The following is an 18519-nucleotide window of genomic DNA, read 5'->3' on the forward strand; positions in this document are numbered from 1 at the left end:
GCAGTGGCTGTATTTCAACAATTGTTACGATTGAGGCACCAACGTGCGTTTTGGTTAACAGTTAGCTTATTTGCGATTGTAATGTTCAGCAATTTACTGAACCTATTTCAGGCAAGTAATGCTTTTTTATACCAAGCACTTGAGCCATTAGGTCAAACACAGCAAACTAATATCGTATTAGTCAACAGTGATAATTTGAGCAATAATCACCAGCAGCTGGTAAGTAAACTTCATGATTATAAACCAAAAGCGATTATTGTCTTAGCCGATGAACCTTTGCAGCCCTTACCGATAGACAATGTATTCTATCCGTACTCAAACAAAAGCTATTGTGTCCCTCATGTAATTGCTTGGGCAACCTATCAGATTCAAATTCCTTCTCAAGAGGGTTTGAATTGCATAAGTATTTGGCAAGAAATATTTGATTATGAAAATAATCAAATAGCCTTGATTGACTTTAAGCTCGCCGTGGCCGCTTTACCAAAATTTAGTGCTCAAAGAGTGCTTAACTTTGATGTTATGAGTGAACAATTAGAAAATAAAGTCATCATTGTGGGTCAAAAAGCTTCCTCATTTAACGTGCAAATACACGCGCCAAAACTTAACGGCTTACATGACCCACTATTACTCACGGCTTACATGGCTGACAGTATTGATAAGAACACTGTAGTAACACTGCTAAAACCAACCTACTCTATTGTTATTGAATTAATTTTAGTGGTGGTTCTGCTTTTTAGTTTTCAGAAACTATCACTCTTTTACTCATTTTTCATTGCCTTCATGAGTATTTTTGTCTGGTGCACAATTGGTTATTTTTTCGTTGAATCAATGCAGATTTATATCCCAATAGGCCAGTACATTATACTTACCTTTATCACCCTTCTCTGGATCCTAGTTGTCCGCAAAGTAACAGAGGATGCAGAGCTTAATGTTGTGGTAAATAATATCCAACAAAAGATGATGGGACGCTTCATACCACAAAGCTTTATAGATCAAGCTTCGCCTTGGGACCCTATTATTCAGTTAATTAGTCAACAATTAGACTTAGAGAAATCAATTTTCCTTGCTCGCAAAGAAGATGATCACCGAGTTGTAGAAATTCGTGCAATGAATTGTAATTTAGATGACATACAAGAAATGCGCAGAGATTATCAACGAACGCCCTACAGTAATGCGTTAAAGTCATTGGGGATAGTGCAAATAACTCGACCTTTTTTTAAACATGTTAGTGCGAATGAAATTGAATTTATGGTACCGCTTGTTTATGCCGGTGATGTACGCGGTTTCTGGGCACTTTCAGTGATCCCAAATACGCAGTTCAATCAACAAGCCTTTGAAAAGAATGTTAATAGATTTGCTGCTCAAGTCGCTGAATTGCTATTCCATTACCATATTTTTAAAGCCACTGAGAGAAAAAATAAAACTCTAATTAACCAACTACTTAACTTGAGACTGCATGAGCCTACGAGCCAGCGAGTTAAGCGCTCTATTGATGAGATGGAGCAAAAAATGACAACTTTAGAAATGGTATTCAGCCACACTCGTTCTGCTAATATTTTGTTTAACTTATTTGGCCAAGTTATTCAGACGAATGCCGCATTAGAGCAATTTGCAAAACAACATCAAATTGCTGTCTTTGAGATGACTGCATTAGATCTATTATGCCGCTGTTGCAAACTGGATACTGAGGTTGCCAAGGGCAAACTTCGTTATGTGACGTTAAACAAAGCTGAGATAAGTTTACCTGCCAAACTTAATAACCGAAACTATACGCTAAGTATTAAAGCACTGAACACCGACAGTTCGCAAACTGCCTCAGGCGAACCATTTCAAGTATCAGGTATCTTATTTGAATTTATTGATAACCATGCTGTCATAGACGAGCAAGAAGCCACTAAAGAGGACCAAAGTTAATGGACTTTGTACTCGCGCTTTTTCCTGCAGGCACAGGCTTAGGCCAGTCTGTTATTACTACCGTATGGGTAGGTACTGCGGTCGTCTGCTTGTTAAATTTGCGTTTTGGTTTCCCTCTGACGGGGCTTGTTGTACCAGGCTACCTAGTCCCTTTACTGATTATTAGCCCAACCTCAGCTGCGATTATTATTATCGAGGCAATCGTTGTTTATGCATTAATGCGCTTTAGTGCTCATTATATGATGGAAAAGTTTGGCTATGGAGAAATGTTTGGGCGGGATCGCTTTTTCGCCATAATCTTGCTTAGTATTCTTGTGCGTGTCTGCATGGACACATTGTTTTGGCCTTTAATTGCCGCTCAGTTAAGCCAATGGGATATTACTTTTGATTATGCATCTCAGCTTTATTCTTTAGGCCTTATTATTATCGCACTAACAGCGAACGTGATGTGGAACGGAGGGTTTAAGTACGGGCTTAAAGTAACTTTCATTCAATTACTTATCACTTTCTTGCTAGTTCGTTTTGTCTTAATGCCTTTTACTAATTTTAGTATTGCTAATTTGGGCATTATGTACGAAGCCGTTGCCGCTTCAATCATCGCGGCACCAAAAGCATATATCATACTAGTCATCACTGCATTTATTGCTTCCAGAGCAAATATAAAGTACGGCTGGGAGTTCAATGGAATAATGCTACCGGCATTACTTGCACTGCAATTAACTCAGCCTTCAAAGCTTTTAACTTCTTTTATAGAAACGGCCGTTATTTTAATAATTGGTAGCTCATTGGTGCATTTTACTCGGCTAAGACATGCGAACATTGAGGGTGCCAGACTATTAATGTTCTTCTTCACTATAGGCTTTGTCTATAAGTTAATACTGAATTATGTCGTTGTTTGGTATTTTCCTACGCTCAAAGTGACAGACACATTTGCATTTGGCTACATGCTTGCAACTCTACTGGCACTAAAAATATATCAAAAGAATGCGCTTGGATTAGTAATCAGAGCAACATTTCAAACTTCGGTAATTGGCGGCATTTTCGCTATAACTGTAGGTTTCTTAGTGATGTTAGTGCCCTCTTTGCTGTCTAATCAGGATGTACATTCAGATATCGACAATCCACATATCATCACCTTAAATCAACAAGTAAGCCAATATAAGAGCTACTTATACACAACTCGGACAGATAAAGTAACTGTCAGTAGTTATAAAGCTAATCAAGCAATTAATGATTTCAAGTATGCTGTTTACCAGTTAAATCAAGCACTTGAGAACAAGCAACCCATAGCAAAGTTTGGTTATTTATTTAGCGAGCTGGGTTTTTCGCTTGAAAGTGATGAGCAATATGTTTACTTGGTAGATACCTACGAAAGTCAGCAAAGAGGGCTATTTATTTTTAATAAAACGCCAAAGTCTCCTTTGTTGATAACTATTCCCTATCCAATTACAGAAAGTCTAGCGAGTGACTCTGCAAGCTTGATTTTTCAACATATGAATAATAAAGCAATGTTATTTGGCACTGCTAAAACGCCACAAAAGACGATTGCAACGGAAGATCAACAAAGCTTTTATTATCAAGCTTTCATTGACGCACTACAAAGTGACGAAATCTTACAAATTCGAGAAGCTAATCGCTTCACGGCAGCACTAGTTGAAAAGCCTTCTAATAAATTCGACAGCCAATATTGGATATATAACCAACTACCAACTTCAATTAGCCAAAGAGACATTCACCAATTTGTAGGCAGTGAGGCAACTTATTTTGGTGCAGCAACACAAAGCAGTTTGCCAACAGCGAATTACTCGGGCTCTATGCTTGAACTATTTTTAGATAGTGCTAACTATACTAATATTTTGGCTAACATTTATCGCGATAACTATAAGTACAATACCCCCCAAATTAGTGTTATCAATGAAGAAATAAATACTATTGTTGACGAGTTTGCTTATCAAATTAGTAAAAAAGGTAGTTTTGAGTATCAACCTCTATCAGAAAGCCAAATAGCGCTGTGGGAGTATGAAGTTTTAAAGCCACTCTATAAATTAATTACACAGATAGGTAATGCCCCACTGACAGAAGACAAGCTTAATCAGTTAAAGCAAATCAATGGCACAACCGAACTACTTAACTATCAATTGCAACTAATCAACAATAGCAGTGGTCGATATCTATTGTTAAGCCCACTTAAAAATAATGAAGCACGCTCACAAGGACAAGGCCTTTACGCTTTTAAATTGACTGCTCATGAAGCTATCACACTCAGTGTACCAAGGCCTTTATTTGAAAGTAATACGCTGAGTTTTGCAGCTGAATTATTCTCCGAGGCAAACACTGCCAATTTATTAATTGCGGGGGCTCACCCTTATGCGCACCCTAAAGCTAATGTACTTGGGGCTGATAATATTGACTCTTTATTTAATGTTATTCATCAAAGCTATTTGCGCTTTACAGCTAATCAGCCTAGTTTACACATTCAAATCCGCAGCCATAGCGCGCCGTCATGGGTACGCCCAAATGCAATTGCATTCTCAGCTACGCGCATCAGCGATGTGGCCTCGCCACTAATGAAACAAATCGACGGAAAACTGAATAACTTAGGGGTTGAATATCAAGTAGTATCAGGACAAAAATCAACGCGAGGTCTTGAAATAGGCAGCTCACCTCAATCAGGATACCAACAATTTAATAGCAATAGTGAGCTGGCAACATTATGGCTGGCATCAGACTTTAAAGAACAATTTTCAATCGACCAAAACAGCGTATTGCAACGATTATTGGCAATATCTACCAATACAAAGGTAAAAACTATAAATCTGGCTACCTTGTCGCCACTAAACTGGCAAGCAATCTCGACTAAAGAAAAGCAACGAATTCAAACTCTCGTTAAAAACTATATAGCTCATCAGCGTTTAACATCATTAAGCGGTTTCTGCGAGCAAATTAAAGACTGCTCTTTACACACCATTAAGCTTGAAAATGCAGACAAGTACGCGCTTATGATTAAGTACAATAACGATATTGTGGCAATCTACAATCCAACCAATAACCAGCTTATTGATCTGAGCTTATTTAATAGCATTATGGCTGGAGGCGCATATGTACTTAATTAAACGCCTACTTGCTATTTTAGCAATCACAATTGCTTTAGTGGCACTTTTTTATTTCTCACGAAACATAATGGTATGGATCGACTCCGCTGAACCCATTGATGCGCGTACTAGTCAAGAAACACGTTCAAATGTACAGTGGCTTAGTAGTCAAAAGCCACTACAGTTTACGTTTTCAAATCAACGTACTCACTCACTACGCATTTTATCTAATGCCGTGTTTGATCAGTCAGTCGTACTTGATCAACCGGTTAATTATGCAATTAAATACGTGCTATATGATCAAGAAGGAGATGTCATTTTAGACAAGGTTTACCATCATGCATCTAAATTGGTTACAAACTCGCAAGAGCAACAAGTAAAACAAATAATTGAAAACAAACAATCATTGAACGTCGCATCTGGTCAATCTTTTTATTTACCTATTAAAGATTACCCTAATGCTGCGAGTCTCGATCTAACGCTTATCCCTGAACAAACTAACCTACAGGGTGTAGTTGTAAGGGTCCACGCTAAAACTCCTGAGCAAAGTATTGATCCGCTTAACAGCTGGCTAAAGCGTCCTTTAGAAAGACGCAGACGAGCAACTGATTACCTTACTATGGGAGAAAATACTTTAACTGATGGAGAGATTAGAAATGCGATGGCATTCTGGTGGCAAAAGATTGCACCACAGGGAATTCCTGACATAGATTTTAAATCAGACATATTGTATGAAAGTTTACCCTACAATGTAGTCACATATGACTTTAGTGAACAGCAACATGATCTAGGCTCTTATTTCACGAAACCGGGTCTTTGCGCGAGTATTCGCTTAGAGGAAACCGATAGCCTGATATTCAAAACAGACAAACAAGGGCTGCTTCCTTCGTTAATTTGGTATGACAAACTACAGTTTTCCCCTCCTTTACCTGTAAACTTTAGTGCAATAGACGAAGCTAATAGTTATCAAACTGAGCCACTTAATCCGGGCTTAGTCACAATCTGCAGCGAAGATAATTTATTAACGCAATGGCGAACATTATCTGGTAATGCAATCTTAACTAGTTACTCAGGCAGTTACTTGGCTAACAGCCAATCCTCTGTCAGTTTTGATATTGAATCGCAAAGCCATTTAAATATTGAAGTTCGAGCTCTTGAGACAAGCCAACTAAATGTCACCTTGTTTGATGAAAGTAACGAGCAAATCGAGAGCTATTCTGTGACATTGAAAGGACAAGCTTCAGAGTTTGATCGTTTGATTGCCGAAAACACGCAACGTCAAGATGTTGGTATGTTAGTAACTTACTATTTGCGCTCGCCAAAGAATGCAAGGCGAGTCGAAGTCAAGGCAGATAAAGATGTCTATGTTCGTCTGAAATCCCGCTTTGCTGATTTTAACTACCAAAGAACCTTAACTCACGGCTTGGTGACAGAATCACCTACAAACTTTCATGATATCGCTGCGTGGTATGAACAGCGCGCCAATAATCATTATGAACTTACATTGATGGGGCACTTTTCGAATATTCGGACTTTCACGCCACCAGCAGAGTTAGATCCACAAGTCACATACTATCAATCTAGGGAACTATTTGATCAGCTACCAATTTCAAATGTAGCACTGACACTAAGCCCCAATAAGTACTATTTACCTAAACAACCCGCTCAGGTTTTTAACTACGGTATTTATAATAAGAATAATTATACGCCGTATATTAACTCTGAAGATAACAGCCTAATTTATCGTTTAAAGGGTAATAGTGCTAAAGAAGCTAATATGGCGGATTTATCTGTTTCACAACTACAGCAAATCCAAGACAGTTCTCGCTCAATGTATCAAAATTGGTATGGTAATCGGCCTTGGGTTAAACAACGCCTGTACCAACTAAATAAAAAGACTCCTCTAACACTCAGATTTGATAAGTATCAGCGCCCTATTAGTCTTGTTTTCAAAGTTGCTAAATCAAATAATGAGGCTCCCGTTGAACTTAGTGTCAAACAAAGAGCAAAATACAAGTCAGGACTCACAAGCGAATACAGTATTAAAAAGCAAAAATATCAGCTTTATCCATCTGAACTAATTAATGCTTTTTTGATTCACCCAAAGAATAGCCGACTGAATAGCTATCCAAGTGTCACGCACTTAGTGTCAAGTGATATAGATACTTTACACTCAATAACAATCGAGTCATCAGAAACAATCTGGCTGTCTATTCTCGATGAATACCCTGCTCAAGAGCAAAAAGTAAGGTGGTGGAATAATGAAAATTAATGCTATGTTACTGGTTTTTTGCACTTTTATGGCGGCATGCAGTGCCGAGGAAACTAGCTTGCATGATTTAACAGAAGATTTTCATGCTTGGCTATTAAAGCCGAACACTGAACTAACACACTTCAATTACAAGGATGGTGTTTTTAAAGCAAAAAAAACAATTACCTCCGGTGGCGAGATTCATTATAAGAAGACTGGTAATAACTGTATTGCTTATGCACCTCATCGCTATTTTGATAAACACACGCTAAAAATAGCCAAGGCAGTGTTTGCTGAATGTCAGGTGTTACTCACAAATTCAAAACATAGAAATACCCTTGATCAAAGTAATAATAAACTCGATTTTGGCAAATACAAAGTTAGTAGTGCGAATGCATTTATTCTTGCCTATGCTAAGACTGTAGAGTCTTTTTCTATTTATCAGGTACATGGGTTTGCAAAGGAAAAGCGAAAAACTTTACAAGGGCGTAATGCAGATATCATTGTTAGCAATGGCTCTAAAATACCGTCAAAAGCAACTGTAAAAATATCTGAATGTTTAAATAATCAAGTAGGCTCTAATGTTATGCTATTTGGTCGTGATGTTTTTGAGCTCGGAGGGACAAAAAATATACTTACCGACATGGCGCCTGTTAATAGCCAGTTTTTTCATATCGAGTTAAGCCGTCAAATGCGTGAGCGTTTAATAACTAATAGCCAACTTTTAAAGCAGTTTAGCCAATGCCTTATATCATAATAGCCTTAGTCACTTTTACATTATTCAGCATCAACATGGTGTATGCTGCTAAGCCTGAGCATGCGGTTCTTGAGCCCCCTATTTGGTTACAAACAACGCCAAAACTGGCCCCTTTAACGTCTACTCAAGAGTTGCAATTTGATGCCAAGCAGCATCAGTATTTATGGCTACCAGAAGGCCATTGGCTTGAGATAAATCCCGATTTATTAAATCAATTTATTATCAGCGCCGGAAACACACAATACATTCAGCAGCGTTTACAAGTTCATCGGGATCTACTTTGTAATTCGAAACGATGCCAGCTTCCGGCAACAGGCCATAATCGTATAATTGCCATTCAGAATCACCTTGACGAAAGCGCTAGCTTTAGGGCTCTTGTCGGTCACTATCAAGCAAAAAGAGATAGTTTTCGACGTGCACTCAAGCTAGCAAAACCATCTGTTTTATTGACCACACAGCAAGGCAATGAGCGTTATTATCAACTGCATAAAGATGAAGAAGTTACGCTGTTTTTTCCTGCAGCAAAAAAATTAAAGCTATCTGTTAGGCAGAATATGCAACTTCCTGATCGAAACGGTGTTGTGTACGCCTATGTTGATAACGTTTTAACTGCAAAAGTGAATACGATTAATAGTCTCGCTGTTGAATATTCAGATAAGAATGTTGGTTTAGTTAACTCAGATTATTTGGCTATCGACGCAGGCCAATACCTAACCATTAAAAGCGCAACAAATTCACTGGTTAAAATAGAGCAAAGCCACCGCGCAATTTATGATGATGGTGCAGCCGCAAAAGAACAAGAAAAGCAACTAATGCCATATTGGCTAAATACTGCCAATGATCATTTAAAATCAATTTACCAAGAGCACTCGTTGGGGCCGTTAAGTAACACTGTTTTTTCTGAAAATGACCCGCTTAACGTAAAGCGATACTATAACTTGCTTTCGATGATGAGCATCGATTCACAACTTGTTGGCAGCTATCGAAACCAATTGCCTGTAGAAAGTAAAAGTGAAACCATCACTGAGCTTGCTGAGCTGCGTTTAGTCGACCACCATTTTTACCCTCGTATCAATCATCAGACTAGACTTTTAACAGCTCTGTCTCAATCTGCACAAGTGTTTGACTTAACGGTAAAAGAACGAGCTACGCCTTGGCTTACCCTAATTGCAAAAAGTAACAATGACACACAATTAAAATTCACCGCAGGTGAGCAAAGCTGGCTAGTTAACCTGAAAGCGACAGAACACTTTCAAACATTAACACTCTCTGTGCCTTTAAAAGAAAAATCACTTTCTATACAAGCACTTAAAAACACAACGGAACATATTGATTTTGCACTATACGCAAGAACTCTAGCTGATATCCCCATGGATGAAGTACTCTACCAGCAGCCGAACAAGTTAAGTGCAAAGAGCCCTACCACAGAGCTGATTATTAAAAACTACTTGCACAAGCAGCATGCGGACTATTTAGCTTCAATTGAACCTTATACACCCGCACAGCAGCAATTAAACATAACAGATTGGGAGCAGTTGCTAATGACTGCTAATGATTTAGCAGAATCTGCGCCATTGGATGCCCTTCGCTTTTTGAAAAAGCTAAGCCAGCATAGTAACCATCAAGTTGCGGAAAAAGCATGGCAAGCAAGAATTGATATTTTGAGGCAGCAAAAACAATTCCATTTAGCAAATAGCTATCTAGAAGGTTTATACAAAAGTGCAAAACAGGCTCAATTGCAGCATTTTGCAAGTTTAGAGTTGATTAAAATTTACCAAGAGCAGCATCAAGACTACAAACTATTTGCCTTGTGCGCTGGTAATTTATCGTCAATTTCCAATTGTAGAAAAATCTTGATCAGGCTTGCTGTTAAACAGCAGAAAAATCGTTTAGCGACGTGGCTAGCTCATCAGTCTGATCAGCAAAACATCGCAGAACCAAGTTTCGCAGCACTAAATTTTCAAAGTTTGGCTTCAAATACTAAACAAAATGACCCTTTATACCACTTAGTAACAGCAGAGCAAGCTGGACTTATTGATGGACAAGGCAAAATACAAAATACCGTGCTAAGTGATAAGAAACCGTGGAAATTTACTGCTACGCACCCTATTCATTTAGCGATCAAAGCTCGGGTAGCTGCGAAACAAAATGGTGAATATCAAACGGCTTGGCTAAAAGCCGATAGCCAATATCAGCATAAATTGATGCCAATTTTTAGTGATATTCCAGCAAATATTCAGTTTATAGATAATCAGCAACTAGCATCTATATCGGCAACCTTAATTATAAGCTTGCAAGTCGGAGAAACTCTGACTTTGAGCGCTGATCATATGACATATCTTGATGTAAGCCTGCTCCCTAATGATTTAGTTTCACAATTTGACTACCAGTCTGATGCTGCCAATAACCTGACTGCAATAGACTTTATGTCATTAGTTTATTCACCTACCGCATCACAGTATGACTTATTAATTAATGGCTTATACCAATTAAGCAAAAGGCGTTTAAACGACAATCAATACACTCAGCTACTGCAACGTCTAGAGACCTTACCAGCAACAGCTAGATCGACCTTCATTCAGAATAGAATTGAAAGTTTTGGTCAGTGGCAACCTATTGAAAGCATGCTAGATTATGCTGGAACTCGACTATTTAAAATGCAAGCTCCTGCACAAAGTAGCTTTGCTGATCGTTTTACCTTGCTTAACACCCAGTCTGCGTCAGAGCAAGGGTTACAGTTACGACCATTCCATACTTTGCATATTGATCTAGCTCAAACTGCTGGACAACAAATCCGTTTTAAATTTCACTTCTCTACTGCAGAGTTAGCACGAGACAATGTCGCAAATGTTTCACTTCGCCTAGCTAATGAACTGAAAACCTGGTCAGTTTCACAACAACAAAGTGTGCCATTTACTTTTACTAAGCAAGAGCTCGATAACAACATAATCAGTATTAGATGGCTCAACCCTTACCTATCACAATACTTAACAATAGAAGCAGAACAATATCTAGCCGGAAAATGGCAGCACTTAGAGCTACCAACCAAGTTATTATTCTACACGGTAATACCGGACACACCGCTAATAGCAACTTTATCGGCCGAAAGGCTAATCAAGTTGGAAGAAATCGACGAACAAAGACGAACAGAACGTCGCTTTTTTCATCCTGCAGGAAAAATCGAAGTTAAAGCTGAAAAGTTGGAATATGTCCGCCTATACAGTTGGCAGTTAAGCGAACATAACAATAAAATTTCTGCTTACTCGCAGACTAAAGCTGCCCTGCCAGAGTTGCTCACCTATCAAGCGCCTGAAAAAGTAGAAATCGTTAAGGAGCAAACAGAACTACACGCAGATGAACTCAACTGGCAAGTTTTTGCTCGTTATGATCAACAGCAAATTTTTCAAAGCGCTGAAGATATTCCCACCCGCGAAGAAACTGATATTGGCGCTAGAATTCGGATAAATGATGATAATCAATGGTATCAGTTAGAGGGATATTACTCATTCAGTGATACGCAAACTGATATTATTAATTTAAATGGATATTACTCTTGGGAGGATGAAACAACGCCTTGGTATATTGATAGCCAAATTAATAGTCGCTGGCAAATGAGCCGAGAGCAATTTGATAGTCAATACGCGATTGATGCCAGCATTAGTATTGGCCAAATATGGCGACAAGACTCAGTGCATCGCCATCAATGGCAAATAACTCCTTATGTTCGCTACAGCAGCGCTGATTTAGCTGACTACCTCGCTGATGATAAGCTTAACTCAGGTATTTTTAATTTTTACAGAGAAAATCATTCATCTGGTTGGTTAGGGCTCTACCAATATAGATATCAACCCTGGGTCGATAACTACCTTAATTTTGGTGTTTCTTCCGGTTCTAATGATGATTGGAGCAGCTTGGATTATTTACGTTTTAACTCTAGTTGGAATCAATATTATGAAGGCCATATTTTCCAGGTGGGGCTAGATAGTTATTACCGCTTCGCTGATGAACATCGTGCTACTGCCACATGGCAATATATCTCTCGCTTTGCATGGCAAAAGCAGATTGACTTAGGGGGCTTCTCACAAGGCTGGCTTAAAGTAAGCTGGCAACAAGATTGGGTTTGGAATAACCACAATATTAGTGTTGAGTTTTCATCTGGCAATAACTTGCATACGGGCTTTGCTCCCTATGCACACGATGAAATTATTTTTCCAACACTTCAACTTAACCATTTGTTAGAGCTGAGTGACTATGAGCAGTAAAGTTTTAAAAGAGCGCCTTGAGTCTCTACTATTTGCCGATATAGCCAATTTTTGGTTAGACCTTTATCGCCAAAAGTATAAGCAACTCGTTAACGAATTAAGTGAGTGGGAGCTTATAAAGAACCAGCCAGATGATAATGACGAAGATGATTGGTTGTTACTCCAAGCTATTGCTTTTTTAACTCACAAAATTGATAAGCTGCAAAACCAATTAACCAAACTTGATGGCGATCATCGTCGCTTTGTTGAGCGTTTGAGTCATGCGGAATTAAAAGCCGAGAGGCAATTTCATATCCTTGATTATGCAAAAACATTAGGGGCAAGTGAGTTGCAACTGCAAAAGGATCAAGATGCTTTTCAGCGTTGGTTTGATGAAGGGGCAATGATTAATCGTTACCAAGATAAAACCTCTGAACTTGAGCAATCATTAAAGTTTTTGATAGGAAAGCTCGGTGATTTAACAAACCGTTATTTACGTAATCACCAAAATGACATGGCTCAGTCATGGTTAAGGCTCGATTTAGAAGGCTTCTTTTTAAACCTACTAGAAAAAACAGACAATGAAGCAACACGAAACTCATTATTTAGAGCGTTAGCTAATCAGGTAAATTTGCTTAATGAATATGTCGAAGATCCTGAGTTTAATGCAGATTTAGTTGAAAGCTTACTACAGTCATTAGAGAAGCCAACAACACCACACGCAGCAAAAGTCGATATTTTAGAAATACTAATTAATCTTAGACCCACTTTTACTCGCTACTTTATGCGCTCTCATATTGATCTGGACGTTGATAAAAACGGCAAAGTAGATCGCCAGCAGTTATTTTTAATTACTTCATTTGCCAAAATCATCAGCAAACAGTTTTCCTTAAATGAGGCAAACCGTAAACTGATTTTTTTACTTGCTAAACATGCTTACCCTCGTGTTCGTCAAAGTGTTATAGAGCAATGTTCCGTTTTGCCTTGGTCATGTGTAACAGATTTACTCAATGAGCGGATGCAACTTGAAAACAGCCCAGCTGTAAGACTAACATTAATTAAACAGTTATCAGACCCGCGCTTTAGTGAACAGCAATTAGGCTTTAAGTTATGGCAACAACTCCTTGAGGAAACTGATAACTTTGCAGAACAACGTCTATTACTTGAACTCACTCCGAGGATCATGTTTAACCTTCAAGTTGATAATGATAATCATGACTACACTCAAGATATATTTAAAGCGTTTATAAATGTATTAAACCGACAACTTGAAGAAAAATCTAACCTTGCAGTAAAACGTATTATTAGCCGTGTTCGAGAGCAGTTAGTCAGTTTTATGCATCAGCAACAAGTTGCACAATTAGAGGTGAGCTTAAGTTCAGACACATCCATTGACTGTAAAGAAGTAGATGAAGATTTGCTTGGCCGACTACTAAGTAAACAAGCTCAGCATTATGAAGCGTTCAATGTTAACCTGAAGAAAAAGTCATGGCAGGTGCAATTGGGTTATAAGCGTGGCTTTAGAATCTGGCGCTTATGGCATGAATTTAAGAACCCTAGTACCGGAAAAAGACAAAGCTATAACCATTTACAGGCCAGAAAGCCTAGTGCATTTATGCATGTACCAAGTTGTACTGTTGCAGAGATAAGCCAGACAGAAGTACCCGGTGAGCCTCGTTTTGATGAGCATCAATTTAGCTCACGACCACACTTGCCATTACTTGATTTCTTATTAAGTACCTTGTCTCAAGATAATTTAAAAGCGCCAGCTAAATCCTATACCCCTGATGGCATTTTGATAATTTCACCACCAACAAGTTTATTTAAGCGTTTATATGCATACTGTTGGATTTCATTGAACTACGAAAAATTGAATGAGTTACGAAATGGTACTGAAGTAGAACAACAACACTACCTAGAAAACATTCGCAGTAAGGGCTTTACGCTAGATTTCCAACCATATGGAGTGTTGTTTGATGTAGCGTTTCCTGTCGAATCAGGTATTGCTAACCTTTATAAAAAGCTCGCAATTACACCCTTTATTTTTAACATTGGGTCAAGCTTTAAAGAGTATGCGTATTCAATTTACCAAAACAGCATTGGTCAGCTAATATTTTTTGTCATTAGCTTTATCGCTTACTTTTGGGCGAGACATATAAAAATAAGCCGTCAGATTCAATCTGACAGAGCACTTATTCCTGTATCTATTGGCGGCTGGGGAACACGTGGGAAATCCGGAACAGAACGCCTTAAAGCGGCCCTTTTTAGCAGCTTAAGTCTAAAAGTAGTAAGTAAAACAACGGGCTGTGAAGCTACGATGATTTATGCAAGGGCAAGTGGTGAGCAGTTTGAAATCCCCTTATTTCGTCCATTCGATAAAGCCAGTATTTGGGAGCAAGGAGATGTTTTGCACTTTGCTAAGAATGTAAAAGCAGACGTATTTTTGTGGGAATGTATGGGGCTCACACCACGTTATGTGCGTATTCTTCGCAACTGGATGAAAGACAATTTCTCAACCATAACAAATGCCTACCCAGACCATGAAGATATACTCGGTCCAACAGGTATCGATGTTGCAAACGAAACCAGTCACTTTATTGGCGAGAATAGCTTAGTATTTACCAGCGAACAAAATATGGCTCCTATTTTAGACGTCAATGCCAAGCAGAAGAACTCAAGTTTGATCCAGGTGCATTGGGCCGATGGCTTGCAAATTACAGACGATATACGTTCTTTATACCCGTACCAAGAACATCCAGCTAATATTGCGCTAGTTTGTAAAATGGCACAGCATATTGGCTTAAGTAAAGACTATGTTTACAAAGAAACATCGGCCAGAATCATTCCTGATATTGGTGTTTTACAACATTTTGAAAAAGCTAAAGTGGGTAAAGTAGAACAATCATTTATTAATAGCATGTCAGCAAATGAACGTTTAGCAACGTTAGAGAATTGGCAACGGTTAGGGATCTATGATTTAAATGACAACCCCAAAAAACAGGTTATTGCTTTAATCAATAACCGAAATGACCGTGTGGCTCGCTCAAAAGTATTTGCAGATATTTTAAGTCACGATTTGCGTTTCGATAAAATAGTTGTAATTGGTACAAATGTTGATGGGTTTTATAGCTACTTTATTAACGCACTCATTGAGCGATTAGATAAAATTATTGCTAATAATGATCTAGAAGAATTTAATAAACTTTTATCTCAGTTCAACTTTTTAACTGAAGAACAATTAATTGCTCGTTTGAGCGACGCATACGATCTAACTCTTGCTAATAAGCTCATAAAATTAAACGGCGACTCGCTTAAGAAATCTAATATTAACGCTCTTTTGAAAGATGCTACCGGTAACTCAAATGAGGCCGAAGCATCGGCTATTTTACAAAATCTATTTGTTTATCAACAACGTCAAACATTAGAGTTGCTTAAGCAAGATATCGTTAACAATAGCGAAAAGCTAAAAGAGGTTATTGTAAATACAATAAAATCTAACGTTGTGTTACATGAAAACAGTAGTTTATCTGCTGATGAACTAACGCGGTCAATTGCCCAATTAGGTTTAGTAAATAACCATCAAGTTATTGTTGGTATGCAAAACATTAAAGGCGCTGGCTTGAACTATGTTTACGCTTGGCAGCAGTGGCAGCGAATAAACCATACTCTTGAACATCTATTTGACCAACAATGTACAGCTAAGGAGTTCAGAACAGCACTAACAAACCTCAACATGATTGTTTCCTTTAATAGGTTAGAAGTGGCCACATTAAAACAACATTTGAGCACATTGAAAAAAATGCACTTGGCGCAGAATGAGTTCTGCCAAGCAGAAATCACTAATCTACTTGAAAAACTTGAGGCATATAGTTCTGAAGATAACATTGAGAAACAGCAAGCATTGCCTATTCAATATTTAAATCAAGTGGTTGAGTCATTTCTTGATGCAGGAGCAGCTGTTAAACGTAAGAAAAGAGCAAATCAAATTTATAAAGATATAGCTGATCAGCGAATTACCTTAGAAAAGGCGATAAAAATATTAGGCAAATTAAGCCGCAATCAAAAATCAGGCTGGTTTGCTAACAAATCTAAACCCAATTAACTTTTAACCTAGCATAAAAGCGCAGGGTAATCCAAAAGGATTGCTTTGCGTTTTTTATTATTTTCCCATCGAAAAATCAGAATTTTCCTACAAACTAAATTCTTATTAAAAATCAATTGATTAATATGAAAAATTAAAAAAGTATAAATTTAGATCTATTCCCTATTTGATAAACACCAGCAAAAAGCAGTAAAATGATACTATTAAATATTAATTTTATGTTAACAACTTCGGAGACTGTCATGAAAAGCTTAGTTTCTAAATTAGCAGTGTTACCTTTAGCTATCGCATCTGGTATGGCAATGGCAAGCACAAACCTAGTTGAAAACGGGTCATTTGAAAATAACACAGTAACTGGCCATGGTGGACAATGGCAGTTATTCAGTAATATCGATAACTGGAGCCGTAGTAACAATGCTAAATTTGAGTTACAAACTAACAAATTAGGTATTGTTCCAGCTCAAGATGGTAATCAACTTCTGGAACTAGACTCAACTGCTAACTATTCAATTTCACAGAGCGTAGCTACTTCAGCAGGTAAAAAGTACGAACTTACTTTTTATTACTCTGCGCGTGTTGAAGGTAATGCGACAACAAACGCTGCCAAAGTTTTATGGAATGGTAATGAATTAGCGACCATTAATAGCAGCACAAAAGGCTGGACTAAATATAGCTTTACTGTAGAAGCAAACGATACTAGTTCAGTATTGAGCTTTGCTGGTGCTGGTAAATCAGACTCTTTAGGCGCATTTCTTGATAATGTTTCATTAACAGAAATTCCAGAACCTTGTGCAGTTGAAACAGGTCTATATGGTATTAATAACTTCGGTTCAGAAACTGAGGGCTATGTTTATCATTTCAACCCAGTTTCAAGCTCTGTCACTATTGTTGCAGGCCTAAATAACACAGCTTCAAATATTGCAAGTAAAGACGGTGTGCTTTATTTCATGGAGCAACTAGATAAGAGCAGCAAAGCATCTAAAATTTACAGCTTAGATTTAGCAACTAACCAACAAGCGGAAGTAGTTGATGCGACTTCATTCCCTATTTACCGCTCAACAGTCACCGCTGATGGTCTTGCTCTTCGTGCAACAAGTAAGACATATATGTACGACTTTGATTTAGAAACAGGTGATAAGACAGTTCTTGGTAAACTATCTTACCCTGGTGATACTTTCTCAGATGGTGATATTGCTTACTCAAATGACTTTAACGTACTTTACGTGTTAACAGGTAAAGCACTTTATACGCTAGATGAAGGTAGCTTAGAATTGACACTTGTTGGTGAGCATGGTGTAAATTGGGCATCAGGTATTGCGATTGCAGATGATGGTACAATTTATGTTTCAGGCCGCGAAAGTGGTGAAAATGCTAAAATCTACTCACTTGACCAAAACACTGCAGAAGCAACGTTTGTAATGGATGGTCCTTCGCATGTTAATGACTTAACATTTGTTAGTGAAGCAGTTTGCGCTGCAGAGTAAACTGTGTTTAAAACCATAAAAATGCCAGCTTAGCTGGCATTTTTTTATTTATCTTGGGTATCACTTATTTGTGAGTTTCTTTTGCTCTAACATTTCTTTCCAGTGCATTACTTCTGTTGGCAAGATAGGAGCTACACCTTCAAACCCAGCAACTTCAAGCATTTCTTCAACGCTCACAACACCTTTCTTACGTTTAAATACCCCTCGTACATAGGCAATCGCATGCAATCCACGCTCAGAGTGAAACTTTTGTTCAATGTAAAAGTATTTATGGTCCCAGCCAACTAAACGCGTACTAACAGTGTATTTTTGCATTGGTTTAATATCGCGAATATAGGTAATTGCAGTCGCATTAACGATCGGGAACCAACGACGTTTCATAATATGTTGAAGCAACCCTACTCTTTCTGTCATCCAAGTACGCGCCAAATCCATCATTGCTAAATAACGAGAATTAGTCAGGTGCAAGTTAATATCGCAATCAGTCGGCAGTGCTTTGAATTCAATATCAATCGTGTCGAGTAAACCTTGATAGTCACGATTACGTTTGATTTTAAAAAACAATAATATTAGTCGAAAATATAGATTCACAATAAAAGGTCTAACCAGTTGATAATTCACAAAGTGTATCACAGCATATTGCTAAGGCGAATATTCTGCTCTAATCTGTGCATATAT

Annotated in this window: 8 protein-coding genes; 7 read left to right on the forward strand and 1 reads right to left on the reverse strand. The window is 38.1% G+C overall.

Features of this window, described 5'->3' with window-relative positions; all coding sequences use genetic code 11:
- Positions 1–3 precede the first annotated feature (3 nt).
- The 7 genes from L1272_RS03795 (at position 4) to L1272_RS03825 (ending at position 17841) form a co-directional block, all read left to right on the forward strand.
- Entirely contained in the window at positions 4–1914 is a 1911-nt protein-coding gene (locus tag L1272_RS03795; protein WP_138601489.1) for a hypothetical protein, read from the forward strand.
- Positions 1914–5027, forward strand: coding sequence for a poly-gamma-glutamate biosynthesis protein PgsC/CapC (locus tag L1272_RS03800; protein ID WP_235372779.1), 3114 nt, complete (start codon positions 1914–1916; stop codon positions 5025–5027). Before L1272_RS03795 ends, L1272_RS03800 begins: the two co-directional genes overlap by 1 nt.
- Positions 5014–7278 carry a hypothetical protein gene (locus L1272_RS03805; protein WP_235372780.1) on the forward strand — a complete coding sequence of 755 codons (2265 nt, stop codon included), beginning with the start codon at positions 5014–5016 and terminating at the stop codon, positions 7276–7278. Before L1272_RS03800 ends, L1272_RS03805 begins: the two co-directional genes overlap by 14 nt.
- Positions 7268–8014 carry a hypothetical protein gene (locus L1272_RS03810; RefSeq protein WP_138601478.1) on the forward strand — a complete coding sequence of 249 codons (747 nt, stop codon included), beginning with the start codon at positions 7268–7270 and terminating at the stop codon, positions 8012–8014. Before L1272_RS03805 ends, L1272_RS03810 begins: the two co-directional genes overlap by 11 nt.
- Complete coding sequence (locus L1272_RS03815) at positions 7999–12276, forward strand: hypothetical protein (protein WP_235372781.1); 4278 nt, start codon at positions 7999–8001, stop codon at positions 12274–12276. Before L1272_RS03810 ends, L1272_RS03815 begins: the two co-directional genes overlap by 16 nt.
- Entirely contained in the window at positions 12266–16357 is a 4092-nt protein-coding gene (locus L1272_RS03820; RefSeq protein WP_235372782.1) for a poly-gamma-glutamate synthase PgsB, read from the forward strand. The genes L1272_RS03815 and L1272_RS03820 overlap by 11 nt, the downstream gene beginning before the upstream one ends.
- Positions 16358–16599: 242 nt before the next feature.
- Positions 16600–17841 (forward strand): DUF642 domain-containing protein, encoded by a 1242-nt coding sequence (locus L1272_RS03825; protein ID WP_054551960.1) that lies wholly within the window; start codon positions 16600–16602, stop codon positions 17839–17841.
- 60 nt (positions 17842–17901) lie between these two features.
- On the opposite strand, the gene L1272_RS03830 is transcribed toward L1272_RS03825, so the two are convergent.
- Positions 17902–18432 (reverse strand): thioesterase family protein, encoded by a 531-nt coding sequence (locus L1272_RS03830; RefSeq protein ID WP_194441699.1) that lies wholly within the window; start codon positions 18430–18432, stop codon positions 17902–17904.
- Between the last annotated feature and the right edge of the window lie 87 nt (positions 18433–18519).

It is taken from the genome of Pseudoalteromonas sp. PAST1, assembly GCF_021532515.1.
In the GTDB taxonomy this organism is placed as follows: Bacteria; Pseudomonadota; Gammaproteobacteria; order Enterobacterales; family Alteromonadaceae; genus Pseudoalteromonas; species Pseudoalteromonas simplex.